The sequence below is a fragment of the Pseudomonas sp. NFACC56-3 genome, from assembly GCF_900100025.1.
In the GTDB taxonomy this organism is placed as follows: Bacteria; Pseudomonadota; Gammaproteobacteria; order Pseudomonadales; family Pseudomonadaceae; genus Aquipseudomonas; species Aquipseudomonas fluorescens_AA.
Map to the genome: position 1 here is coordinate 109,785 of NZ_FMTK01000011.1, position 22,666 is coordinate 132,450.

At 59.9% G+C, this 22,666-nt stretch carries 23 protein-coding genes, 3 tRNA genes and 1 pseudogene; 20 read left to right on the forward strand and 7 right to left on the reverse strand.

What is annotated here, in order from left to right; genetic code table 11:
- Positions 1-7 precede the first annotated feature (7 nt).
- The 4 genes and pseudogenes from BLO80_RS16520 (at position 8) to BLO80_RS30675 (ending at position 4,442) form a co-directional block, all read left to right on the forward strand.
- A complete protein-coding gene (locus BLO80_RS16520; protein ID WP_092328329.1) occupies positions 8-769 on the forward strand; it encodes an SDR family oxidoreductase in 762 nt (253 codons plus the stop codon).
- A 206-nt stretch (positions 770-975) separates the two neighbouring features.
- Entirely contained in the window at positions 976-2,364 is a 1,389-nt protein-coding gene (locus BLO80_RS16525; RefSeq protein ID WP_092328328.1) for an aminotransferase-like domain-containing protein, read from the forward strand.
- 992 nt (positions 2,365-3,356) lie between these two features.
- Positions 3,357-3,581: pseudogene (locus BLO80_RS30670) on the forward strand (HAMP domain-containing protein); the annotation flags it as partial.
- Positions 3,579-4,442, forward strand: a complete 864-nt coding sequence (locus BLO80_RS30675; protein WP_371103551.1) for a methyl-accepting chemotaxis protein — start codon at positions 3,579-3,581, stop codon at positions 4,440-4,442. The pseudogene BLO80_RS30670 and the gene BLO80_RS30675, both read left to right, overlap by 3 nt.
- Before the next feature lie 213 nt (positions 4,443-4,655).
- On the opposite strand, the gene BLO80_RS16535 is transcribed toward BLO80_RS30675, so the two are convergent.
- Positions 4,656-5,414, reverse strand: a complete 759-nt coding sequence (locus tag BLO80_RS16535; RefSeq protein ID WP_072406400.1) for a hypothetical protein — start codon at positions 5,412-5,414, stop codon at positions 4,656-4,658.
- 372 nt (positions 5,415-5,786) lie between these two features.
- Here BLO80_RS16535 and BLO80_RS16540 point away from each other — a divergent pair.
- The 4 genes from BLO80_RS16540 (at position 5,787) to BLO80_RS16555 (ending at position 6,567) form a co-directional block, all read left to right on the forward strand.
- Positions 5,787-5,862: transfer RNA gene (locus BLO80_RS16540), tRNA-Glu, on the forward strand.
- Positions 5,863-5,967: 105 nt separating this feature from the next.
- A tRNA-Glu gene (locus BLO80_RS16545) sits at positions 5,968-6,043 on the forward strand.
- Positions 6,044-6,046: 3 nt separating this feature from the next.
- Positions 6,047-6,122, forward strand: a tRNA-Gly gene (locus BLO80_RS16550).
- A gap of 127 nt (positions 6,123-6,249) precedes the next feature.
- Positions 6,250-6,567, forward strand: coding sequence for an Lrp/AsnC family transcriptional regulator (locus tag BLO80_RS16555; RefSeq protein ID WP_371914579.1), 318 nt, complete (start codon positions 6,250-6,252; stop codon positions 6,565-6,567).
- A gap of 73 nt (positions 6,568-6,640) precedes the next feature.
- On the opposite strand, the gene BLO80_RS16560 is transcribed toward BLO80_RS16555, so the two are convergent.
- The 6 genes from BLO80_RS16560 to BLO80_RS16585 all read right to left on the reverse strand — a co-directional run bounded on the left by BLO80_RS16560 (position 6,641) and on the right by BLO80_RS16585 (position 12,038).
- On the reverse strand, positions 6,641-7,834 hold the full coding sequence (locus BLO80_RS16560) for an MFS transporter (RefSeq protein WP_092328324.1): 1,194 nt from the start codon (positions 7,832-7,834) through the stop codon (positions 6,641-6,643).
- A gap of 20 nt (positions 7,835-7,854) precedes the next feature.
- The gene (locus BLO80_RS16565) at positions 7,855-8,457 is read right to left on the reverse strand and encodes a DUF1349 domain-containing protein (protein WP_092328323.1); all 603 of its coding nucleotides are present in this window, start codon (positions 8,455-8,457) and stop codon (positions 7,855-7,857) included.
- 4 nt (positions 8,458-8,461) lie between these two features.
- On the reverse strand, positions 8,462-9,115 hold the full coding sequence (locus tag BLO80_RS16570) for an HAD family hydrolase (RefSeq protein ID WP_092328321.1): 654 nt from the start codon (positions 9,113-9,115) through the stop codon (positions 8,462-8,464).
- Positions 9,115-9,789: a dihydrofolate reductase family protein gene (locus tag BLO80_RS16575; RefSeq protein ID WP_092328319.1), complete on the reverse strand. Its 675-nt coding sequence runs from the start codon at positions 9,787-9,789 to the stop codon at positions 9,115-9,117. The genes BLO80_RS16570 and BLO80_RS16575 overlap by 1 nt, the downstream gene beginning before the upstream one ends.
- Positions 9,790-9,818: 29 nt before the next feature.
- Positions 9,819-10,847, reverse strand: coding sequence for an alcohol dehydrogenase catalytic domain-containing protein (locus BLO80_RS16580; protein WP_092328318.1), 1,029 nt, complete (start codon positions 10,845-10,847; stop codon positions 9,819-9,821).
- A gap of 321 nt (positions 10,848-11,168) precedes the next feature.
- Positions 11,169-12,038 (reverse strand): response regulator transcription factor, encoded by an 870-nt coding sequence (locus BLO80_RS16585; RefSeq protein ID WP_092328316.1) that lies wholly within the window; start codon positions 12,036-12,038, stop codon positions 11,169-11,171.
- Positions 12,039-12,335: 297 nt separating this feature from the next.
- Here BLO80_RS16585 and BLO80_RS16590 point away from each other — a divergent pair, with 297 nt between their 5' ends.
- The 12 genes from BLO80_RS16590 (at position 12,336) to BLO80_RS16645 (ending at position 22,605) form a co-directional block, all read left to right on the forward strand.
- The gene (locus BLO80_RS16590) at positions 12,336-12,530 is read left to right on the forward strand and encodes a Flp family type IVb pilin (RefSeq protein ID WP_008070254.1); all 195 of its coding nucleotides are present in this window, start codon (positions 12,336-12,338) and stop codon (positions 12,528-12,530) included.
- Positions 12,531-12,685: 155 nt separating this feature from the next.
- Positions 12,686-12,880, forward strand: coding sequence for a Flp family type IVb pilin (locus tag BLO80_RS16595; protein ID WP_092328315.1), 195 nt, complete (start codon positions 12,686-12,688; stop codon positions 12,878-12,880).
- 26 nt (positions 12,881-12,906) lie between these two features.
- On the forward strand, positions 12,907-13,437 hold the full coding sequence (locus BLO80_RS16600) for an A24 family peptidase (protein WP_072406384.1): 531 nt from the start codon (positions 12,907-12,909) through the stop codon (positions 13,435-13,437).
- Positions 13,438-13,439: 2 nt separating this feature from the next.
- Positions 13,440-14,768: a P-loop NTPase family protein gene (locus BLO80_RS16605; RefSeq protein WP_092328313.1), complete on the forward strand. Its 1,329-nt coding sequence runs from the start codon at positions 13,440-13,442 to the stop codon at positions 14,766-14,768.
- Between the two features lie 15 nt (positions 14,769-14,783).
- A complete protein-coding gene (gene cpaB / locus BLO80_RS16610; protein WP_092328311.1) occupies positions 14,784-15,599 on the forward strand; it encodes a Flp pilus assembly protein CpaB in 816 nt (271 codons plus the stop codon).
- Between the two features lie 71 nt (positions 15,600-15,670).
- Positions 15,671-16,987, forward strand: a complete 1,317-nt coding sequence (locus tag BLO80_RS16615) for a TadE/TadG family type IV pilus assembly protein (protein WP_092328310.1) — start codon at positions 15,671-15,673, stop codon at positions 16,985-16,987.
- An 8-nt stretch (positions 16,988-16,995) separates the two neighbouring features.
- Positions 16,996-17,475 carry a TadE/TadG family type IV pilus assembly protein gene (locus tag BLO80_RS16620; protein ID WP_092328308.1) on the forward strand — a complete coding sequence of 160 codons (480 nt, stop codon included), beginning with the start codon at positions 16,996-16,998 and terminating at the stop codon, positions 17,473-17,475.
- Positions 17,475-17,969, forward strand: a complete 495-nt coding sequence (locus BLO80_RS16625) for a TadE family protein (RefSeq protein ID WP_092328306.1) — start codon at positions 17,475-17,477, stop codon at positions 17,967-17,969. The genes BLO80_RS16620 and BLO80_RS16625 overlap by 1 nt, the downstream gene beginning before the upstream one ends.
- Positions 17,963-19,183: an AAA family ATPase gene (locus tag BLO80_RS16630; RefSeq protein WP_092328305.1), complete on the forward strand. Its 1,221-nt coding sequence runs from the start codon at positions 17,963-17,965 to the stop codon at positions 19,181-19,183. Before BLO80_RS16625 ends, BLO80_RS16630 begins: the two co-directional genes overlap by 7 nt.
- A 3-nt stretch (positions 19,184-19,186) precedes the next feature.
- Positions 19,187-20,629, forward strand: coding sequence for a TadA family conjugal transfer-associated ATPase (locus tag BLO80_RS16635; RefSeq protein ID WP_092328303.1), 1,443 nt, complete (start codon positions 19,187-19,189; stop codon positions 20,627-20,629).
- Positions 20,626-21,612 carry a type II secretion system F family protein gene (locus BLO80_RS16640; RefSeq protein ID WP_092328302.1) on the forward strand — a complete coding sequence of 329 codons (987 nt, stop codon included), beginning with the start codon at positions 20,626-20,628 and terminating at the stop codon, positions 21,610-21,612. The genes BLO80_RS16635 and BLO80_RS16640 overlap by 4 nt, the downstream gene beginning before the upstream one ends.
- Before the next feature lie 27 nt (positions 21,613-21,639).
- Positions 21,640-22,605: a type II secretion system F family protein gene (locus BLO80_RS16645; protein WP_092328300.1), complete on the forward strand. Its 966-nt coding sequence runs from the start codon at positions 21,640-21,642 to the stop codon at positions 22,603-22,605.
- The last annotated feature ends 61 nt before the right edge of the window (positions 22,606-22,666 follow it).

Consider the following 22,666-nt stretch of genomic DNA (forward strand, 5'->3'; position numbering starts at 1 on the left):
ACAGACAATGAGCATGACGTTTTCCGGACAGGTCGCCATGGTAACCGGCGGCGCCGCCGGCATCGGCCGCGCCACGGCCCAGGCGTTCGCGGCAGAGGGCCTGAAAGTGGTCGTGGCCGACCTGGACGTGACGGGCGGCGAGCGTACTGTGCAGTCGATTCGCGATGCGGGCGGCGAAGCGGTATTCGTGCGCTGCAACGTGACGCTGGAAAGCGATGTGCAGCAGCTGATGGACCAGGTGATCAAGACCTATGGGCGCCTTGACTACGCCTTCAACAACGCCGGGATCGAGATCGAGAAGGGCAAATTGGCCGATGGTACCCTCGACGAGTTCGACGCGATCATGGGGGTCAATGTGAAGGGCGTCTGGTTGTGCATGAAGTACCAGCTGCCCTTGCTGCTGGCCCAAGGCGGCGGTGCCATCGTCAACACGGCATCGGTGGCGGGCCTGGGCGCTGCGCCGAAGATGAGCATCTATGCCGCCTCCAAGCACGCTGTGATCGGCCTGACCAAATCGGCTGCCATCGAATACGCCAAGAAGAAGATCCGCGTGAACGCAGTCTGTCCGGCGGTGATCGACACCGACATGTTCCGTCGTGCCTATGAGGCGGATCCGAAAAAGGGCGAGTTCGCCAATGCCATGCACCCGGTGGGGCGTATCGGCAAGGTCGAGGAAATCGCCAGCGCCGTGCTCTATTTGTGCAGCGATGGCGCGGCGTTCACCACCGGCCATTCCCTGGCGGTGGACGGCGGCGTCACGGCGTTCTGAGGACGTTTCCCTGAGCTTGTAGGAAGAAGCCCGCACTGGTTGCGGGCTTTTTCTTTGGGCCTGGGAAATATCCCCGGAGCGGCCTATCAATGTGTTTCAAAGGGTGAGAATCGGCGGTTTTGGCGACGTTGTCGTACATCGTTCGCGGGTGGCCTGTGCTTAACTGTTTCCGGAAATAAAACAAACGCTTAGGAGTTTGGTTACTCATGGAGTTGAGAATCGACCGGCAGGCCTTGGTGCCTGTCGTGCAGCAAATCGTCGACGCGCTGACCGGCTGGATCCGACAGGATGCGGTGCAACCGGGGACTCGCCTGCCGTCCGTGCGTCAATTGGCGCGGCAGAACCTGCTCAGCCAGTCCAGCGTCAATGAAGCGTGTGAGCGCCTGGTTGCCCAAGGCCTGTTGGCGTCCCGGCATGGCTCCAGCTTTTTTGTCGCGCCAGCCCCCCCATCCGGGCAGGCGTGCATCGACCCGGATCGGCGGCAGGATATGCCCGCCGAGGGCGGTGATTCCCCGCCCTGGGCGTTGAAGCTGGGGTGTGGCGGGTTGCCCGAGAGCTGGCGTGAAAGCGATGACCTGGGTTATGCGATCCGGCAGGTCACTCGCACCGACATGGCGGGGTTGTTCAACTACAGCACGTCGCTGGGGCTGCCTGCCTTGCGTGAACAGCTGTCCAGGCGCCTGAAGCAATTCAATATCGAGGCCGATAAAGACCTGATCCTGACCACCACCGGGGCGACCCATGGGCTGGACCTGATCGTGCGGACATTGCTGCAGCCAGGCGCCTGTGTGGTGGTGGAAAGCCCTGGCTATTCAAGCCTGTTCGACCTGCTCAGGTTGCACAAGATCGACATGATCGAACTGCCCAGGACCCCGCGCGGCCCGGACGTCGATGTGTTGCAAGACTTGTTGGCGACACACCGGCCCAGTGCGCTGTTCGTCAACAGTGCCTGTCACAACCCGACCGGCAGCAACCTGGCCCCTGCCGTGGCCCAGCGGTTGTTGCAACTGACGAAGCAACACGCCGTGCTGGTGATCGAAGACGATGCCTATGGCGACTTCCAGAACTCGGCGCGGACCCGGTTGGCAGCGCTGGATGCCGACGTGGTCTACGTGGGCAGTTTCTCGAAGACCCTGAGCAGTTCGTTGCGCGTCGGTTTCGTGGTGGCCGGGCCGTCCATCATCGCGCGCCTGAGCGAGGTCAAGGGCATCACCAGCATGGGTGGGTCGCGGTTCTGCGAGGCGGTGCTGGCCAATCTCCTGGCCAATGGGGCCTATCGCAAACTGGTCCAGCGCCAGCGCCAGCGTTTGGGCGTCGATACGGCGGCGTTGTTACAGGTATTGGAGGATGCCGACTGGGAGGTCTTTGGCAAACCGGCCGGCGGGCTTTTCATTTGGGCAAGACCGCCAATCAGTGACTACGCTGGATTACAGCGCCTGGCCAAGCGGTTCGGCGTGTTGTTGTCTTCGCCCACGGCCTTCAGCCCTTCGGGCACCGACAGCGAATGGCTACGGATCAACGTGGCCTATGCCCGTGATCCCCGGGCGCTGGGTTTTTTCCGGGCTGCGGCTCTGGATCGACCTCAAGTGTCCTGAAAACGACGCGGCTGTAGCTTTTTGCCATTATTCCGACGCCAGCATCTTGTGTTGCAGGGCGTCTCGTTGCGAATCTGCAATCAACACACACTGGCAGAGGACTGAGCGCAATGATTTCGGCCGTGCAAGGACGTTTTGCCAACCTGGGTATGGCAAAAAAACTGGGTATCGGATTTGTCCTGGTGCTGCTGTTGACCGCGGTGGTCGCGGCCATCGGCGTCTGGTCCCTGCAGACCATCAGCTATCGTTTCGATGGCCTGAAGCAGATGTCGTCCCTCAACAGCGGGTTGCTCAAGGTCCGACTGTTGGAGCAGGAGTACGCCTCGCGTTCTGACCCCAAGACGGCCGATGCCCTGCGCCAGGGTGTCGACGGGCTGCTGGCCCTGGCGAACGAGCTCAAGGCGCAGTCGCCTGCCAACGTGCCGGTGATGAACGATGTTGAGCAGGCGCTGGGGGCCTATCGCAAGGCATTCGACGAGTTTGTCGGGTTGAGTCAGAGCAAGGACCTGGCGCTGGAAATGGCCAGTTGGTCGGTGTCCAGCGTGGCCAACAACCTCGATGTATTGCAGGCCGGGCTGGCGGATGACGGTACCTATGCCTTGAAGGACTCCGAAGGCAAGGAAGGGGCCGAGTTCATCGAGCAGGCCAACCAGATCAGCGAAGTGTCGCGGCTGATGTTGCAGGCCATGAACGAGGCGCGGGTTCGTTTGGACCAGAGCCGCAAAGGCAATGTCGAGGGCGCCGGAGAAGGCAGCATCGAACAGGCCGAGCAGGCCATGAAACAGGCCGAAGCGCTCAAGACCACGGTCAAGGACCCGGGTTACCAGACCGTGCTTAATGAAGTGGCCGGGCATATCGCTGGGTTCAATGAGCAACTGGCCGAATACACCGGCTTGTTGGCGAAGGAAAAAGTCGTCTACCAGCAACTGCACGAGCGTGCCGACCAAGTGGTGGCGCGGGTCGACCAGGCCTTCAGTGCCGAAGACCAGGCCATGCAGACCGAACTGAAGAAGAACTCGCTGCTGATCATCGGTTCGTCGGCCTTGGCGTTGCTGGTGGGATTGATCGCGGCGTGGGTCATCACCCGGCTGATCGTGACGCCGCTGCGCAGTGTCATTCGGGTTGCCCAGCGGATCGCGGCGGGTGACTTGAGTGCCACGGTGGAAGTGACGCGCCGGGACGAGATTGGCCAGTTGATGCAGGCGATGCAACAGATGGGCGCAGGGCTGAGCAGTATTGTCAGCGGCTTGCAGGCCGGGATCGAGCAGTTGGCCAATTCGGCTCAATCGCTGTCGGCTGTGACCGAGCAGACCAACCTGGAAGTCAGCAGCCAGAAAGAGGAAACCGAGCAGGTCGCCACGGCCATGAACCAGATGACGGCCACCGTGCACGATGTGGCACGCAATGCCGAAGAAGCGGCCCAAGCGGCCCAGACTGCCGACGACAAGGTCGAAAGCGGCCAGCAGGTGGTGCGCCAGAGCATGGTGCGCATCGAACAACTGGCCGATTCGGCCACATCGGCCAGTTCCAGCATCGAAAGTCTCAGCGCCGAGATCCAGAACATTGGCACGGTGCTGAGTGTGATCAAGAGCGTGGCTGAGCAAACCAACCTGTTGGCCCTCAATGCCGCTATCGAGGCGGCCCGTGCCGGGGAGCAGGGCAGGGGCTTTGCGGTCGTGGCCGATGAGGTGCGGGCTCTGGCCAGGCGCACGCAACAGTCCACCGAGGAAATCGAGCGACTGGTGAGCGCCTTGCGTTCAGCGGCCCAGGCTTCCGTGCAGCAGATCCAGAGCAGTGGCGAGCTGGTGAAGATGGCGGTCAGCGACGCGCTGCAGACCGAGAGCGCGTTGGGCAGCATTGCGGCGGCGGTGTCGTTGATCCAGCAGATGAACCAACAGATCGCCGCGGCAGCCGAGCAGCAGAGCTCGGTGGCCGAAGAGATCAACCGCAGTGTCACCAGCATTCGCGCCAGCGCTGATCAATCGTCCCTGGCGATGCGCGGCAATGCCGCTTCCAGCATCGAGCTGGCGCAGTTGGGGGTTGAGTTGAAAGGGATGGTGGGGCATTTCAAGTTGTGAGTCCGCGATAGCAGATCCAACATGCCAACAGTTTTGCCAGCCTGGAGGCGTAGGGTGTAGCTTCGGAAGGCTTCTTGGGCTACGGCCCCGTGGCGAGGGAGCTTGCTCCCGCCGGGCTACGAAGCAGACCCGAAATGCGTGGGAGCGCTGCGCACTCCAGCGGGAGCAAGCTCCCTTGCCACAGAAGCCCCACCCGCACAGGGTGGAGCCGTATCAGTCGTAGACTTTCTTCTTCTTCCACTCGTCGTTTATTTCGTCGTCCTTCAAGCCTTCGGTCAACTGGTTGACCTCGCCCTCGACTGGCTGGGTGCTGGCCAGGACCTGGGCATTGGCGCGGGCCAGGAGTTTCTCCAGGTAGGCCAGTTGTTCAGCGTAGACCTGCGGTTCCTGTTGCTTGCGCAGGTACTGCACGCCGCGCTCGAAGGCCAGGCGAGCCTGCCCGGGTTGTTCTTGTTGCAAAGCCTGCTGGCCGAGGTTGTTGAAGAACTCGATGTGCAGCAGCACCAGGATGTGCCGCACTTCACGGATCCAGCGCTTGGCTTCGTTGGGGGGCAGGAAACCGTCCTGGGCGGCGCGGGTGATCTGGCCATGCAAGGCCTCGAGCAGAAAGCGAACGTCCTTGGCCTTGGCTTCGGTCTGGATCGGTGCCGGTGGATTGCTTACCGGGATCGATTCACCCTGGGCAGCCAGTGCGCTCAGTTCATCCAGGCGTGCCTTGACTGCGGAATTGGTTTTCTCCAGGTTCAGCAGGCGCTGGCAGACATTCATCTCGAGGCGCGTCATCAACAACTTCAGGGCAGGGGTCATCAACTGCCCGGGGAAGGTTTCGGTGAGCTCGCCACAGCGACGCATGCGGTCGTTGAGTTCTACCTTGGTGCGGGCCTTTTCCAGCTTGTTGTTTTCCACCACGTGGTTCATGTAGCCAATGGCGATCAACAGGGCGATCCCGGCTACGACGAGCAGGGTGATCATGAGTGGTGTCACCGGTAAGACCTCTTTATTAGGGTACGCATGTCATGAGTGTAGTGGCTTGGCTTTTAAGCGCATAGGCCCGAGCGACGTGATTAGACGGGCGTCGTGCTGTTTATAGGACGCATGATCGGGTAGGAGCACATTGCCATTATTTGCCGGGCGCGACTATAGCGTCTCGGCGGGCGACAGAATATAGGCGTCAGAGACCGGACGAGCAAAATGTGCGGATCGCCCCCCAAACCGGGCGAAGTCATTGATTTAAATAAATTTATATCTGGGGGTTGACGCCCCTTCAATCCATCCATAGAATGCGCGCCACTTACAGCGTAAAGCACTCAGCCAAACGCTCCAAGTAGTGAATGTTGTACGTGTGTCCCCTTCGTCTAGTGGCCTAGGACACCGCCCTTTCACGGCGGTAACAGGGGTTCGAGTCCCCTAGGGGAGACCAATTTTAAACAGTGTTGCTTTCGGGCAGTGCTGAGTGAAGCCAGAGCCGACATCTTCGGATGCGGATTTGGGCACTGAAATACACACCATGTGTTTCAGTTAGCGTGTCCCCTTCGTCTAGTGGCCTAGGACACCGCCCTTTCACGGCGGTAACAGGGGTTCGAGTCCCCTAGGGGACGCCATTTGCGGGAATAGCTCAGTTGGTAGAGCACGACCTTGCCAAGGTCGGGGTCGCGAGTTCGAGTCTCGTTTCCCGCTCCAAATTCAAAAAAACGCCGCTCAAACGAGCGGCGTTTTTTTATGCCCATGAAAAGGCCATGCAGCGCGCATAGGTCTTTAACCAACGATTTTCGTTGTCTGAGGGGGCTTGCCGCGCTTTACCTTAATCATGAAGGTGACACGAAAGTACTTCATCAAAGGCTATTGCGCTCAGTTAGATCCAACCAAGCTGGGGTATGGCATATCGGCTGTCGTCGGTATCACCACCCTCAAGCCGGCGAAAGCCAAACTGATAGCGACACTCACCGACATACCCGAAGTCGTCGAGTGCCTGCACATCACGGGGAATGACTCCTACCTGATCCGCATCTACGCCAGATCCATGGCTGAGATCGAGGACATCATTGCGAAAATCAACGCGTACGGTGAGACGCGGACGAGCATTGTCCTGTCCATTCCTATCGAGAGAAGAAAACTCGCCCCGTGAGTCAGGGCGCCTGCCGGGCAGGGTCGGGGAGTGGTCGATCGACGAGGTCGCTCCCCGACCGTGGGCGTCCGGTCTAGCTCTGGCAGGGGTGGGAATGCTTATGTGGCCAGCGAGACATCCACGCGAGTAATAGCATCATGGTGGCGGGGCAGAGGGTGACCGCCAGTAAACCGATGTGTAAATCCGAATGCGCTGAAATAATCCCCACAAGCCATGGAATCAGACTGCATCCGGCATTACCCGAGGCTGTCAGTACCGAGAACATGGTGGCTCCACCTTGAGGGTACGCATCTGCGGTCATGGCGAGCATCGTGGGCCACAGGCAACTGCCGGAGAACCCTGCGGCGATGGCAGCGGTTAACGCCATTGCGGGGCTCGGGGCGAAGCTGATCACGAAAAACAGGGCGACGGTAACGGCGCAGCAGCCGAGCATCAGTGAAACGGCGGGGATCCGTTCTTGCAGCAGAGCGGCGGCCATGCGCCCGAGGGCCATGCCCACTGAAAAACCGGCCAGAGCAAAACCACCCACTTCTTTCGAATAACCCAATCCTTGTTCAGCGAAGGCGGGTAGCCATTGGGACAGTCCCGTTTCCGTAGCCCCTCCTAGAAAGATGGCGATCATGCAGGCGATGAAATAGGGCTGCCTGATAAGCGTGGGCATGGATTCGCGTTGCACGTGCTCCTGTACCAGCGGTGGCAAGGTCAATTGCATGAACAATAGAAAGGTTGCAAGCGGGGCAATGATCAAGCCCAGGGCAACCATGCGCCAGGAAATATCCCATTTCAGCGCGATGCTTGCGATCAGCACGGCACTGACCGCGCCAATGCAGAAATACGAATGCAGCCAGTTCATGGCGGCGCTTCGGCGTTCGGGTTGCAGGGCTGCGACAATGGGGCTGAGGATCATATCCAGCACACCCGCACCGAAACCCATGATGGCAACCGCGAAGAGCAGGAAGGTATAGGAAGGGGCAAAAGCCACAAGGGCCAGACCTGCAGAAGTGGTGATCAGCCCAAAGAGAATGATCCGCCTGGCGTCCCCTCGGTCTGCCAATGGCCCGGTGATCAGAATGGCCACTATAAAACTGAGGAACATGACCGCGGGGATCCGTCCCAGTTGCTCCGTGGTCAGCCCTGACGAGGGGCCAAAGGCATCACTGAACGTCGTCAGGTACACCGGCAGAAAGTTGAGTGCCATGGCCAAGCACAGCATGGCTGCATAACAAGCGTAAAGCGCGTGACGATTGGGATTGGGCGCAGACAGCATCAGGTATAAAACTCTTGAAATTAGAAACGTGGGGCGCCGTGCGCTTTCCAACAGCATTCAGTCCATTCAATCTCTGAAAAATGTGCCGCGAAAGATGAATCGCCTGGGCTACTGGCAAAGAACCCGAATCGGACGAGTTCTTCTGCCTGAAACAGGTGGAACATACGCATCATGCAGAACTGTGTCCCGTCAACCGAGTTTTCCAGAAGGAAGTCGCTACCTCTTCGGCTCAGACGGTAATACATGGTCTGGGTGACACGATCGAAATTAGCCATGGACCAGTCCGAAAAACCATTGTTGGTCACGACAGAGAACAGCTGTTGGAAGCCATTGTTCTGGTATTCGATGCCGCTTTTCATCCAGTGGTTTTTATCTTGGTAGATAAACAGGCCGCATTGGTCAAAATAGGTACTCGAGGCAAAAGATACCTTGGCTTTCAATGTCCAGTATTGTTCCTTGCTAGCAACCACGATGGCCGGCGCATTGTCATACTCCAGGCCGTAATAGGTGCCTCGCCAGAAGTCGGTATCGGGCGTGGTATGGATAATGATTTCCTGGTCGCTGATGGATGATCGTTCGGGGACGTTGATCCAGGTCCAATCAGAAATATTCAGTTCTTTCATGTTTTTATTTGCCGAAAAACCAATGGTTTATTTCACTGTGTCGATGAACGTGTAAATCCGCTGCGCTAAGGTCCTGCTGCCCTGAATTGGGATTGAGCAAACCCACGCAAAACATGCTGGCGGCTTTTGCCGCCGCCACGCCATGGGCGGCGTCTTCAATCACCACACAGGATGAGGGCGAGATGCCCAGGCGCTTGGCGGCCATGAGAAAAATCTCGGGATCCGGCTTGCTGTGCGTAACGTCATCGCCACACACGATCTCACTGAAAAAAAGGTGCAGCCCGGCGTTACGTAAAATCAGCTCAACCTGTGTTCGAGGTGAAGAGGAGGCGACGGCACAAGGTATTCCCGCTCTCTTCAATGCGTCGAGAAGTTCTGTCACGCCTGGCATGGGCGGCAGGGGCGCTGAATTCAATACGTCCATCAACTGCCGGTGATGCTCCGCCATGAGGCAGTCCAGATCGTCTGCAAGCCCGTATTCGGTTTTGATGGCGCTCCACATATGACGCTGCGTGGTGCCTACAAAACGCGACAGTTGTGCCTCATCAAGCACCACGCCATGGCGCGCATAGGAATGTCTTTCCTGTTCCATATAGACCGGTTCACTGTCCACCAGCACACCGTCCATATCGAAAATGAACCCTTGAAAAGCCGGCATCAATGCGCACGCCGCTGTTGAGGGTCACGCTTGAAGTGCAGGAAGTTATAGTGTGAACGCGCTTCAAACTCATGCAGCTTGAAGGATTTGGTCATTTCAATATCTTGAAATCCTTCGCCATCTATGAGCGTGGTGGTGTCTGATCCGCCAATGATGATAGGTAATTGCATGAGCATGATTTCATCGACCAAGTCGAGATTGAACACCTGCCAATTCAGCTGGCCGCCACCTTCAACCATGATGTGATTTATTCCGCGGGCTTCCAGCATGGGGAAAAGCTGTTTGAAGTCGACACGTGCGGTGCCTGCAAACAACACCTCTTTACCATGGGCGCGGATTTGCTCGATCATCTCGTGCTCACGCGCCTGCTCTGTGGTCGCGATGATCGTTCGCTCGGGAGAACTCAGGATTTTTGCCGATGCTGGAAAGTTCAGGGATGTCGTCGGAATGATACGAACAGGGTTGCGACCGGTTCCGTAGCGATTGGTCAATTGAGGGTCGTCGGTGATAATCGTATTACGACCGACCATGATGGCATCGACTTCACCGCGAAATTTATGAATGAACCGCATGTCTTCATCGTCGAAATGCTGAAAGAGCGGTTTGCTGGAGGCTTCATTGCCGAGCGTCAGTTTGCCATCGATGGAAATCTGGCTGAATACAGTAACTTTCATAAAGGGTCTACTTGAAGGGGGGGTTAGCTTTAGCGTGACAGGTGCTTGGGATTGGGTGTGAAGACGCTTTTTATCGTGGGTGCGCAAGGATCATTCAACAAACTGTCAAATGCTGCAGAATAAGCTTCAAGGGGATAACGATGGGTGACTAGCTTTCCAAGTTCGGGAAGCCTGTGGGCAATGCGCAGCGCCCGGGGGAAGTGCTGGTTGTACTCGCCCGCGGCGATGATACTGATGGCATTGACCAGGAAATGTTTTGCAGGCAGCGAATATTCATAATTCCCGTTGAATCCGAACAGGACAATCCTGCCACCTCGGGCAACCCGGCTGGCGGCTGTCTCGAGTTGATTACCCACGGTATCGATGACAACGTCGTATTTTTCGTGGTTTTGCCCAAGGCACTCAAGTTCCTCAGGGCGCACGATGTTCAAACCCAGGGCGTGTCCGAATTCGATTCGAAAGGTATTCAAATCGGTAGCACATGTATGGACGCCCATCGCGCGCAACAGTATTTGTGCGACCAGGCTCATGGGGCCCGATCCTAGAAGCAACACACGTTCCCCCGCTTTGATGGAAGCTTGTTCAATGTTGTTCAAGATACAGGCTACGGGTTCAACCAAGACGGCTGTTTCCCAACTCATGTCGTCTGGGATGCCGTGTACAAAACGCTCGTGTGTTATGAATCGCTCCGCAAATGTACCGTGCTTGTTGACACCGGCGATGTTCAGGGCCGCATGTGAACCACCACTGCATAGATGGGTTTTAGCGGCGTTGCAATGTTCGCAGTTGCCGCAGTATTCGTTGGGGTCTATCACCACACGCATCCCTTTTCGTATGCGTTTGACACCGGCCCCTACATTGACAACGACGCCGACCGCTTCATGACCACGGACGATTCCCACCTGTCCTTCTTCACGCCCGGACAATACCGCCAGGTCTGTTCCGCAAATACCGGAGAGTACAATGTCTATTTCTATACCATCGGCGGGTAGCGTTTTGCACGCTTCGTGACTCACCAAACTCAACGTTCGTGCGCTCACTAAACTGATTGCCTTCATATACCCATCAGCGCTCTATTCGATTTTTTGATGAAACATGCCAACTGGAGAACCCGCTCTGCTGTATCTGGAGCGGCCTGCGGACGTGAAGCCCGGTTCATCCATTTGGAAACGGCTGGCATTATGCAAGGCTGACCGAGTTGGTTTCAGTTGAAAAAGAATTACCGATAACGACATGATGATTCATGTTGTTTCAGCTGGGTCCTCCAGGCACCGTAAAGACAGGCTGCGCAGAGTCGTTTTCTAAGTTGGCAGGGTGCGAATATTATTATTTGGACACAACTTGCGCCGCACAATTAATCAACTAAGGTAAAAAACCTTTTACCCCTCGAGGCTGTGCACCAGGTTTTCAATCGCTTCCAGGGCGGCCTCATCCGGTGGCTCCGGTGTTGGATGCGCGTTGCGTATCTGGTACGCGAGACGGTATTCACTGGGCGTGCAACTGGCGTATTGCTTGAAGGCGCGAGCGAAGTAGGACGGGTCCTTGAAGCCGGCCTCGTAGCCGATGCTGGTGATGGGCATCTGGCTGTTATCGAGCAACTCCTTGGCGAAACTCATGCGTTTGTTCAGCACGTAGTCGGTGAAACCGAGCCCATTGGCTTCCTTGAACACCCGGCTGAAACGAAACGTCGTCATGCCGCAACGCTTGGCCAGGTCGCGCTGATCGATGCTGTCGCGAAAATGCTGGTCGATGTACAGCATGATGTGGCTGAGGGCCTGGTGCTTCTGGTGCCCGGAGGTCAGGCGAATGCTGTCCGGCAGGGTCGGGGAGTGGTCGATCTGCGAGGTCTTTGCTCGGCCATTGGCATTGCGGCGCAGTTCGCACAGTTGCACGACGGCGGTGAGGTAGCGCTTTTTCTCGGCGGCGGACAAGGGCAGCACCATGTATTCCCAGACGCTGGAGCGCATGGCCCACACCGCCAACTCTTCGGAGTGCTGCACGGTGAACATGGTGATGGGCGTGCCAGGAGCGGTTCGCTTGATCTCCAACAGGCGTCGCAGGCCCGGCGTGTCCGGGCGATCGAAATGGATGCAGATCATGTCGACCTGTTCCGCGCTGGGCAGCATGGCGTTTTTTGCCAGCGTGCAGTCGCACGTGTCCTGGAACAGGGAGACGAGTTCCTGGGTGGACCGATCATGGGTCAGATCGACCCATAACAGCGTTGGCTTTGCAGTCGGATTGGACGCCATAGGACGACTACCCACAGGTGCTTGCTGCCCTTTAGCTAGCAGTATTGCCACTGTGCCATCATTTCGCCGAATAAATTTTTAGAAAAGTCCGATCGTTTAGCGCCGTCCGTCGTCATGGAACGCCCGTTCGCGTTGCCCAGGCTGGATTTCCCGCCCGGCGCCTTTCCTGTCCGGCGCAAAAAAATCCTAGCGATGTGCAAAATCCTCCTAACGGCGATGACCACCTGCTGACTAGGGTTGCATCAGGCAGTTCGCAATGTACTGCCCTTGATAAAACAACCCGATGAGGTGTGCGAAATGACTCTTCAAACAATCAAGGCTTCGGTGCTGAAGTTCGCCAAAGATGAAGATGGCCTGACCATTGTGGAATACGCCGTGGCCGGTGGGTTGATCACCGTATTGGTGGCCGCCGCGTTTGTGCTTCTGGGCGGCGCCGTGAACACCAAGATCCGTGCGCTGTGCCAGGCGGTCAACGGCAACGTTGCCTGCTGACAGCGGCAACTTGCAGTGAAGGGGGCACGGTCACTTTCAAGGAAAACCGCTTGCGACTCTTTTGCAGTGAGTACAACGAATCAATCAAATGGACTTCGCGCTGTCCCCTCCCATCAAGTTCGTAACAGTACTTCTGACCCGCGTGAGGTTCATGAATGACTCTCCAGACAATAAGCACTTCGATCAGCAAGTTCGCCAAAGATGAAGACGGCCTGACCATCGTTGAATACGCGGTGGCGGGGGGCTTGATCACGGTGTTGGTGGCAGCGGCATTCGTCCTTCTGGGCGGTGTAGTGGATACCAAGATCCGTGCGTTGTGCCAAGCCGCCAATGGCAACGTCGCCTGCTAACGATAATCACACTAGGGAGACGCATCATGTCCATGGAATTGCTGGTGTCGACGGTACTGCTGCTGGGACTGCTGGGTGTGGCGGTGGTGAGCGATCTGCTTCGCCACCGCATCCCCAACACGCTGGTTCTGTTGGGCCTTGCCCTGGGATTGGCCGGCCAGGTGTATACCGGCGGGATCGGCGGCCTGGGTGACAGCCTGTTGGGCATGCTGATCTGTTTCGCGCTGTTCCTGCCCATGTACGCCGTCGGTGGCATGGCCGCCGGTGACGTCAAGCTGATGACCATGGTCGGCAGCTTCCTGCCTTTTCATTACGCACTGTGGGCGGCGCTGTTCAGCCTGATCGCTGGCGGTGTGTGCGGTTTCCTGATCGTCCTGGCCCGCGGCCAACTGCTCCAGACCCTGGGACGCTACTGGTTGATTGTACGAGCCCAGGCCTATCTGGCGCCGACTTCGGACGAAGTGGCAGGCAAACCCTTCCCCTATTCAATTGCGATCCTGATCGGCACTTTGAACAGCGTTTACTGGCAACTGGTTGCCGGCGGCTGGGGAGTCTAGTCATGCACGTCATCAACGATAGCGATGCCTACCCCAGCGAACGGGAAGCGGTGCAACGCCTGGCACCCCAGCCATGCACCATTCGCGACACAGGCCTGACCGACAGTTTTCTGGGGGAGCTGGTGTGCAAGCATCTGCACGACGCCGGTGTGCTGGACATATCGCGGCTGGTGGAGCGCCTGGCCCTGACCGGCGCGGTGTTGGAGGAAGTCCTGGCGTTCCTGCGCAAGGACGGTCGTGTCGAAGTGCTGGGCCAGTTGGGGCAAACCAGTGGGCAGACGCTGCGTTATGGCCTCACCGAGCGCGGCCGCAGTTCGGCCCGTGATGCCCTGGCCCGCAGTGGCTACATCGGCGCGGCGCCGTTCCCGGTGAGCACGTATCGCTCGCTGATCAAGATCCAGACCATCCACCACGGTCGCATCACCGCCAAGGACATGAACCAGGCCTTGGCCGGCCTGGTGCTGAGCCAAGGCATGCTCGACCAGTTGGGCGTCGCCCTGAATTCCGGGCGGGCGATCATGATCTATGGGCCGGCGGGTACGGGTAAAACCTATGTCAGCAGCCGATTGATCCGGCTGTTCGCCGAGGCCATCTGGGTGCCCCATGCCATCGTCATCAACGAATCGGTGATCGAGATCTACGACCCGCAGGTGCACCAGCGCCTGGACGACAATGGCCAAGCGAACAACCTGATGCTCAACGAAGGCATCGACCGCCGGCTGCTGTGCTGCAAGCGCCCGATCGTCATCACCGGCGGCGAGCTGAGCATGGAGCAGTTGGACGTGCGCTACGACCCGTTCACCCGGCAATACCAGGCTGCGTTGCAGCTCAAGGCCAGCAACGGCCTGTTCATCATCGATGACATGGGGCGCCAGCGCATGGCCCCCGCTGAGTTGCTCAATCGCTGGATCGTGCCCATGGAGGAGAAGCGCGATTTCATCAACCTGGGCGGCGGTCGGCATTGTGAGCTGCCGTTCGACCTGGTGCTGGTGTTTTCCACCAACCTCAATCCCCTCGAACTGGCCGACGAGGCCTTCCTGCGGCGCATTGGCTACAAAGTGCAGTTCGGCTACCTCAAGCCCGAGGATTACGAACGCATCTGGCGCCAGGAGTGCGAGCGCCTGGGCATCCCGTATGACCCGCTGTTGGTGCGCCATGTCCTGCAGCGGTTGTATGCAAGCGAAGGCATGCCGCTGGTGCCTTGTCATCCCCGTGACCTGTTGAACATGGCGCTCGATCGCCAGCGTTACCTGGGCGGCTCCGGCCCCCTGTTGCCGCAAGAACTGGAATGGGCCTGGCACAACTACTTCGTTCAGCTCGACTTCCTTTGATCTGGAGATACCGACATGAGCTCTCGTACGCTTCCGCTGATTGGCGTTTCCCTGGTAATGGGCCTTGGTGCCGCATGGATGGCTGACGCCTGGCTGAGCGCACGCCTCAACGCGTCTCCCGATGATCATCTGCGAAGCGTGGTGGTCGCCACGGTGGAAATCCCCTTCGGGCAAATGGTCGAGGCCCAGCAAGTCACCACGGTGCGCATGCCCATGGACACGATCCCGGACGACGCTTTCGATGCCAGCGAACAGGCCGTGGGCAAGATCGCCACCTTCGACATTCTGCGCGGCGACATCGTGCGGGGCGCACGTCTGAGTGAGCACTTGGGCGGCAGCACCCTGGCTTCGCTGATCGCGCCGGACAAACGCGCCATTTCGGTCCGCGTGGATGATGTGGTCGGCGTGGGTGGCTTTCTCTTGCCGGGCAACCGGGTCGACGTACTGGCGACCAAGACCACCAGCGCCGGCAGCAACAGCGCCACGTCCCGGACCATCCTGGAGAACCTGCGGGTGCTGGCGGTGGACCAGACGGCGGGCACCGACAAGACCCAGCCGGTGGTGGTGCGGGCCGTGACCCTGGAAATGTCGGTCACCGAAGCCGAAGCACTGGTCACTGCGCAAACCGAAGGCAAGCTGCAACTGGCGCTGCGCAACCCATTGAACCTGGAGAAGAAGGCCGTGGCCGTTGCGCCGCCAGCCCCTGCGCCGGTCATGGCGATGGCGGCCACCCCGGTGCCAAAACCTGTGGTGCAGCGCAGTGCCAAGTCGCCAGGCGGGGCGATCACGCTGATCCGCGGCGTTGAAAGCAGCGTGATCAATGTCCGCTGAGTGACGCCCCCATGCCAGGCCCGCCCGGGCCGTGGCGATGCCGATCCTCAAACGTTGTAGATGAGGGCTCGATGATGAATGCCAATATCCGGCGCCAGGGAGGGGCGGTGAGTGTACTGATGGTGATCGCGCTGGTAGCGATTTCCATGATGGCGGCCTTGGCCCTGGATGGCGGGCACATGCTGCTGAACAAGACGCGCCTGCAAAATGCGGTGGATGCCGCGGCCTTGGGCGGCGCCAAGACCCTGAGCCAGGTGAGTGGCGGCATCAACATGGCCAGCACCACCCGCGCGGCGGCCCTGGACACGCTGAACAGAAATGCCAACGCCTCAGGCAACACCGAGCTGGCCACCGCGGTCGCCGGCAACCCGGGCACGTTTGCCGTGGTGGAACTGTCCAGCAGCGTCTATGGCCCGTTCTCCTATCCCGGGCCTACCGATGCCAAATACGTGCGGGTGTCGGTGTCCAGTTATCAATTGAACGGGTTTTTCTGGAGTTTCGTGCAAACGATGGGCAGCGTCGGCTTGGGCAACAAGCGCGTGGCGGCGATTGCAACGGCAGGTCCCAGCCCCACCTCGCCTTGTGACCTGGCGCCGTTGATGGTGTGTGGCGATCCCACTCAATACAACCCTGGCGCCGGCAACTTCTGGGGGTACCAATTTGGCGACCTGGAGGTCTTGAAAACGGCGGCGGGAAACACATCGCCCATTGGGCCGGGCAACTTCCAATTGCTGGATTTCGGCTCGGGCGGCAGTGCGGTCCGAGAGGACCTGGCCGGCGGTGGCTCGGTTTGCCGCAGTGTCGGGAGCGACGTCCAGACGGCGCCGGGCAATAAAGCCGGCCCTACTTCCCAAGGCTTGAACACGCGCTTCGGTATCTACAATGGTCCGGTCAGTTCTTCGGACTACCCACCGGACCTGGTCACGGCGTCGAGCACCCCGGCGATGACCTACAACGATGCGCTCTCCCAGGCGCAGTACAAAGGCCAGCCCGTCACCTCGAGCAACGGCGATCTGTCGGCGGGCGGCGAGGCGATACAGGACTACAACGACTGGCGGGCCCAGGTCGCCGCCTGTGTGGCGGGAGGCGCCAGCGGTTGCCAAAGCAACGGGGTTTTCGAGCGCCGGATGTTGAAGATCGTGATCGGCGATTGCGCCGGGAAACTGAGCGGCTCGACGTCGATTCCAGTCTTGGGATTCGGCTGCTACTTCGTCGTACAGCCGGTGGACGGCGGTGGTTCGGAGTCCATCATCTTCGGCCAGTTCGTTCAGGAGTGCGAAGGCGATAACGTACCCGGTCCTACACCCTCCACCGATGCCGGCCCGCAGATCATCCAACTCTACAAAACCTATCTCAACGGCAGCGGCACGCCGAGCACCGACTCGTAGGAGGCGTCATGGGACTTTCTCAGTTCAAACCCGCGCAAGCCCAACAAGGCGTGGCGCTGGTGGAGTTCACCCTGGTGCTGCCGTTGTTGCTGTTGTTGCTGCTGGCCTTCGGCGAGTTCGGCCGCATGCTCTACCAGTACAACGTGCTGTTGCAGGCCAGCCGCGATGCCGACCGCTTCGTCGCCAGCCAGGCCTGGAACTCCACCCTTGGCACCGTCGCCTTGGGCAGCACGCTCCTGACCCAGACGAAAAACGTCGCGGTGTATGGCGTGCCCAACGCGACCGGAACCGCCGTGGTGTCAGGCTTGACCACGGCGAATGTACAGGTCGCCGCCGAGGGCATCGATCATGTGCGCGTCACCATCACCTACACCTTCTGCCCGGTGATTGGCGCGGGCAACTGCGCGGGTTCGATCCCAGGTTTTTTCGGCAATGCCATTCCACTGGGCATCCAGTTGGTGGCGACCACTGTCATGAGGGCGCTGTGATGAGTCACAAGCACATGCGCGGCACTTACATCGTGGAGTTTTCCTTCGTGGGCTTGCTGGTGTTCATCCTGCTGTTCGGCGTGGTGGAAATGGGCCGGCTGTACTTCACGGTCAATGCGCTGGATGAAGCGGCGCGCCGTGGCGCGCGGCTGGCGGCGGTGTGCAATGTCCGCGATCCGGTGGTCTTGCGCCGGGCCATCTTCAACGCCGCGACGGATGCTGGCACCAGCCAACTGATCAGCAACCTGGCGACCTCGAACCTGGCGCTGACCTACCTGGACGTCAACGGCGCCGTGGTAGCGAACCCCACCGACACGTCCGGCGCCACCGGCTTTCGAGCCATTCGCTATGTCCAATTGAGCGTGCAGAACTTTGTTTTCAACCTGTTCATTCCCGGCTTGGGCGTGCCCATTACCTTGCCCACGTTCAGGGCAACCTTGCCACGCGAAAGCCTTGGGCGTCATTCCGATTCCGGGGAGATCACACCATGCTGAACACCAGGGAAAACCCGCTTTCGACCTCCGCTGGCAGAGCCGGGCTGCGGATACTGATCAGCAGTCGCGATGCTACGTCCCTGCGCGACCTGCAGTGCGTCTGCCAGCGCATGCCAGGCCTTGAGGTGAGCACGCGCCTGGTCAGCAACGGCCATGTCGATCCGCTCTACGGCCTGGACCGCATGCCCGACCTGCTGCTGTTGCGCGTCAGCCATCTGTGGCGCGAAGAACTGTCGGCGTTGCTGCAACGGCCCGCCCATGAACGTCCGCCGATGCTGGTGTGCGGTCCCTTGGGCGAGCAGGAGGGCATGCGCCTGGCGATGCAGGCCGGTGCCCGGGATGTGCTGCCCGAACCCGTCGCCGATACGGAACTGGTGGCGACGCTGAATCGCCTGGTGACGGAAGTCCGTCTCGGCAACGGCAACGAAGGGAAGCTGGTCGCGGTGATCAGCGCCAAGGGCGGCTCGGGCGGAACCCTGGTGGCGTGCAACCTGGCCCAGCAGCTCAGCGCCCGGGCAGGCAATACGCTGTTGCTGGACATGGACCTGCAATTTGGCAGCGTGACCCATTACCTGGACGTGGCGCAGTCCCACAGCCATCTGGAAGTGCTGCAGCAGATCGATGAGATGGACAGCGTCGCGCTGCGGGGTTTTTGCAGCCACTTCAGCCCGACCCTGCACGTCCTGGGAGGCCGGGCCGGTGAGTTGTGCCTGCCCCAGGATGCCCAACCCGAACAGCTCGACGCCCTGTTGCAACTGGCCCGCGCCAGTTATGACTGGGTGGTGGTGGACCTGCCGCGGCAGATCGATCACCTCACCGGTTCGGTACTGGAACAGGTGGACCGGGTGTACGTGGTGGTGCAACAGAGCGTCAGCCACCTGCGCGATGCCAGCGCCCTGGTGCGGATCCTTCGCGAAGACCTGGGCGTGCGCGGGGAGCAGTTGCAGATCGTGATCAACCGCTATGACAAAAACGCCGCCGTCAGCCTCAAGGACATCGGCGAGGCCCTGCGCTGCGCGAACCTGTCGAAATTGCCCAATGACTTCAACCTGGTCAGCCAGAGTCAGAACACTGGCGTGCCGTTGGGACTGCATGCGCCGAAGGCGGCCATCACTGCTGCCCTGCGCGATTTGACCGAAGACCTGGTCGGTCACCAGATGGCCACGGACAAGGGCCTGCTTAAACGTGCCTTCAACCGTTTTTTCGGGGGATGACCCATGATCAGCGACTTTCGTAACCGCTTGCGCAAACAGCCCGCCAAACCTGGCGCCACCGCAGGCGCCCAGCCCAGCGACGGCCTGCCGGACCCGACGGACGCCTTGATGGCCTGGGAGCAGGCCATCCCCGACGTGCTGTATGAAACCCGCAGCCAGGTCACCCCGGTGGAGGCCGAATGGCGGGAAAAGATCTACCAGCAACTGCTCAGGGTCATGGACCTGTCGTTGCTCGATGCCCTCGAGCAGGCCGAGGCCGCGCGGCAGATCCGCGATATCTGCCAGCGCCTGCTCGAGGAACATTCGGCGCCAGTGAGTACCGTCAGCCGGCAGTTGATCATCAAGCAGATCACCGACGAAGTGCTCGGTCTCGGGCCGCTGGAACCGCTGTTGGCCGACCATAGCGTGTCCGACATCCTGGTCAACGGGTTTGCCTCGGTCTATGTCGAGCGCTTCGGCAAGCTGCAACGCACCGACGTGCGGTTTCGCGACGACCAGCATTTGCTGAACATCATCGACCGCATCGTGTCCAGCCTGGGGCGCCGTATCGACGAGTCTTCGCCGTTGGTGGACGCCCGGCTCAAGGACGGTTCACGGGTCAACGCGATCATCCCACCCCTGGCCATCGACGGTCCGAGTATGTCGATTCGGCGCTTCGCCGTGGACCTGCTCAACACCGACAGCCTGATCCAGGTCGGCACCATGACCCCGGCCATTGCCTTGCTGCTCAAGGCTATTGTTCGCGGGCGCCTGAACGTGTTGATCTCCGGCGGGACCGGCAGTGGCAAGACCACCATGCTCAACGTGCTCTCCAGTTTCATCCCCCACAACGAGCGCATCGTCACCATCGAGGATTCGGCCGAGCTGCAACTGCAACAGCCCCACGTGGTGCGCCTGGAAACCCGGCCGTCGAACATCGAGGGGCGCGGCGAGGTGAGCCAGCGGGAACTGGTGCGAAACAGCCTGCGCATGCGCCCGGACCGGATTGTCATCGGTGAGGTGCGTGGCGCCGAGGCGATGGACATGCTTACGGCGATGAACACCGGCCACGACGGTTCGCTGACCACCATTCACGCCAACACCGCACGGGATGCGCTGGGGCGAATCGAGAACATGGTGTCGATGACCGGTGCGACATTTCCGATCAAGGCCATGCGTCAACAAATTGCCTCGGCCATCGATGTGGTGATCCAACTGGAGCGTCAAGAAGACGGCAAACGACGCGTGGTCAGCATGCAAGAGATCAATGGGATGGAAGGGGAGATCATCACCATGACCGAAATTTTCTCCTTCGTGCGCCAGGGCATCGGCGAGCACGGCGAGGTGCTCGGGGAATATCGGCCCAGCGGCATGATCCCGGCCTTCCGCGATGTGCTGGCCAAGCGCGGCATCGAGTTGCCGCTGACCTTGTTTCGCCCTGAGTGGATGGAGGGCCGCACGTCATGAACAACATCCCCAGTGAGTTCATCCTGATTTTCCTTGGCATGGTGTTCATCGCCGTGTTCCTGCTGTCCCAGGGCGTGGTGGTGCCGGTCTTCGGCGAAGCCGGCAAGATGCGCAAGCGTATTCGCGGTCGCCTGCATGTGCTGGAGAAGGCCAACCATTTACCCAACATGCAAACCGTGTTGCGGCAGAAATACCTGACGCGTCTCTCACCCCTGGAAGCCCGTCTGGAACAACTGCCGTTCATGGCCACCCTGACGCAACTGATCGAACAGGCCGGCCATGAATACCGGGCTTATCGGGTCATGCTGCTCGGTCTGATCCTGGGGACGGCGGCCGGTGCCTTAGTGCTGACGGTCTCGCCGGTCTGGTGGATGGCGCTGCTGGCGGCATTTGCGCTGACCTGGGCGCCGGTGTTGAAAATCCTGCGTGACCGCAACAAGCGCTTCGCCGCGTTCGAGGAAGGTTTGCCGGATGCGCTGGACGCCATGTGCCGTGCCTTGCGCGCCGGACACCCGTTCAATGAAACCCTGCGTCTGGTCGCCGAGGAGCACAAGGGGCCGGTCGCCCAGGAATTCGGCATGACGTTTTCCGACATCAACTATGGCAACGACGTGCGCCGGGCCATGCTCGGGTTGCTGGAGCGGATGCCGAGCATGACGGTGATGATGCTGGTGACCTCGATCCTCATCCACCGCGAGACCGGCGGCAACCTGACCGAAGTGCTGGAACGCCTGAGTCGGCTGATTCGCGGGCGTTTCCGGTTCCAGCGCAAGATCAGGACATTGTCGGCGGAGGGGCGCATGTCGGCGTGGGTGCTGGTGGCGATCCCGTTCGTGCTGGCGATCGCCATCGTGCTCACCAGCCCCAGCTACATGCCTGTGCTGATCAATGACCCCATAGGGCACAAGCTGATCATCGGCGCGTTCTGCGCCATGTTGATCGGGATTTTCTGGATAAGAAAGATCATCCGGATCCAGGTTTAAGCGCTGTTGCGCCGAGAGGTTTCAGTCATGGACTTTTTGCTCGGATTGTTAAGTCGGTTGACCGGCAACGAAGAACTGGCACGGCTGTTGTTCATCGCTGCGATTGGTCTCAGCACGGTGCTGGCGGTCGTCGCGCTCCTGCTATTGATGCTGGGCCTGCAGGATCCGGTGCAGCGGCGTCTGGCGCTGATCAAGCGCGGTTACGCTGGCAACACGGTGGGGCAGGAGGCGCCCAGTAACCTGCAGTTGCTGTTGGAGCGGGTCGGCCAGCGCTTTGCTTCCACCGACCAGGCCCACACGTCCGCCACCCAGACCTTGCTGACCCACGCCGGTTATCGGTCTGCCTCGGCGGTGCAGATGTATTGGGCCGTGCGCCTGATGTTGCCGTTGTCGATGGTCGGCGTAGCGTTGTTGCTGCTGCCGATGATCAAGGTTTCAGTGGCCATCGGCCTGCTGGCGGTGACCCTGGTGGCGGGCATTGGCTGGTTGCTGCCGGCGATCTACGTCGGCAAACGCAAGCAGGCGCGTCAAGGCCGGCTGCGCGCGGCGTTCCCGGATGCACTGGACCTGATGGTGGTCTGCGTCGAGTCGGGCCTGGCCCTGCCCACGACGATTGAACGGGTGGCTGAAGAAATGTCGGTCAGCCAGGTTGAGCTGGCCGAGGAACTGGCGTTGGTCAATGCGCAGATCCGGGCGGGCATCACCAGTACCGAGGCGCTCAAGCAACTGGCCGTGCGCACCGGCCTGGAGGATATCCAGGGCCTGGTCAGCTTGCTGGCGCAAAGTATCCGTTTCGGCACCAGCGTGGCCGATACCCTGCGGATCTACGCCGATGAGTTTCGCGACCGGCGTACACAGGCCGCGGAAGAAATGGGCGCCAAGATCGGCACCAAGCTGATCTTCCCGCTGATCTTCTGCCTGTGGCCGAGCTTCTTCCTGGTCGCCATCGGCCCGGCCATGATCGGCGTGTTCAGGGCCTTCGGGAATATGTAGATCGGTGAGTGTCCATAAGTCTTGTGTTCACCACAGGCCCATTGTGGGAGCGGGCTTGCTC

Bases quoted from the DNA above. Each gene is read 5' to 3' on its own strand.
- BLO80_RS16640 (WP_092328302.1), top strand. From the start codon at position 20,626: ATGAACAACATCCCCAGTGAGTTCATCCTGATTTTCCTTGGCATGGTG.
- BLO80_RS16560 (WP_092328324.1), bottom strand. From the start codon at position 7,834: ATGCTGTCTGCGCCCAATCCCAATCGTCACGCGCTTTACGCTTGTTAT.
- BLO80_RS16600 (WP_072406384.1), top strand. From the start codon at position 12,907: ATGTCCATGGAATTGCTGGTGTCGACGGTACTGCTGCTGGGACTGCTG.
- BLO80_RS16570 (WP_092328321.1), bottom strand. From the start codon at position 9,115: ATGCCGGCTTTTCAAGGGTTCATTTTCGATATGGACGGTGTGCTGGTG.
- BLO80_RS16525 (WP_092328328.1), top strand. From the start codon at position 976: ATGGAGTTGAGAATCGACCGGCAGGCCTTGGTGCCTGTCGTGCAGCAA.
- BLO80_RS16565 (WP_092328323.1), bottom strand. From the start codon at position 8,457: ATGAAAGAACTGAATATTTCTGATTGGACCTGGATCAACGTCCCCGAA.
- BLO80_RS30675 (WP_371103551.1), top strand. From the start codon at position 3,579: ATGGGCGCAGGGCTGAGCAGTATTGTCAGCGGCTTGCAGGCCGGGATC.
- BLO80_RS16580 (WP_092328318.1), bottom strand. From the start codon at position 10,847: ATGAAGGCAATCAGTTTAGTGAGCGCACGAACGTTGAGTTTGGTGAGT.
- BLO80_RS16555 (WP_371914579.1), top strand. From the start codon at position 6,250: ATGAAGGTGACACGAAAGTACTTCATCAAAGGCTATTGCGCTCAGTTA.
- BLO80_RS16520 (WP_092328329.1), top strand. From the start codon at position 8: ATGAGCATGACGTTTTCCGGACAGGTCGCCATGGTAACCGGCGGCGCC.
- BLO80_RS16635 (WP_092328303.1), top strand. From the start codon at position 19,187: ATGATCAGCGACTTTCGTAACCGCTTGCGCAAACAGCCCGCCAAACCT.
- BLO80_RS16645 (WP_092328300.1), top strand. From the start codon at position 21,640: ATGGACTTTTTGCTCGGATTGTTAAGTCGGTTGACCGGCAACGAAGAA.
- BLO80_RS16630 (WP_092328305.1), top strand. From the start codon at position 17,963: ATGCTGAACACCAGGGAAAACCCGCTTTCGACCTCCGCTGGCAGAGCC.
- cpaB (WP_092328311.1), top strand. From the start codon at position 14,784: ATGAGCTCTCGTACGCTTCCGCTGATTGGCGTTTCCCTGGTAATGGGC.
- BLO80_RS16605 (WP_092328313.1), top strand. From the start codon at position 13,440: ATGCACGTCATCAACGATAGCGATGCCTACCCCAGCGAACGGGAAGCG.
- BLO80_RS16585 (WP_092328316.1), bottom strand. From the start codon at position 12,038: ATGGCGTCCAATCCGACTGCAAAGCCAACGCTGTTATGGGTCGATCTG.
- BLO80_RS16595 (WP_092328315.1), top strand. From the start codon at position 12,686: ATGACTCTCCAGACAATAAGCACTTCGATCAGCAAGTTCGCCAAAGAT.
- BLO80_RS16590 (WP_008070254.1), top strand. From the start codon at position 12,336: ATGACTCTTCAAACAATCAAGGCTTCGGTGCTGAAGTTCGCCAAAGAT.
- BLO80_RS16535 (WP_072406400.1), bottom strand. From the start codon at position 5,414: ATGATCACCCTGCTCGTCGTAGCCGGGATCGCCCTGTTGATCGCCATT.
- BLO80_RS16615 (WP_092328310.1), top strand. From the start codon at position 15,671: ATGATGAATGCCAATATCCGGCGCCAGGGAGGGGCGGTGAGTGTACTG.
- BLO80_RS16620 (WP_092328308.1), top strand. From the start codon at position 16,996: ATGGGACTTTCTCAGTTCAAACCCGCGCAAGCCCAACAAGGCGTGGCG.
- BLO80_RS16625 (WP_092328306.1), top strand. From the start codon at position 17,475: ATGAGTCACAAGCACATGCGCGGCACTTACATCGTGGAGTTTTCCTTC.
- BLO80_RS16575 (WP_092328319.1), bottom strand. From the start codon at position 9,789: ATGAAAGTTACTGTATTCAGCCAGATTTCCATCGATGGCAAACTGACG.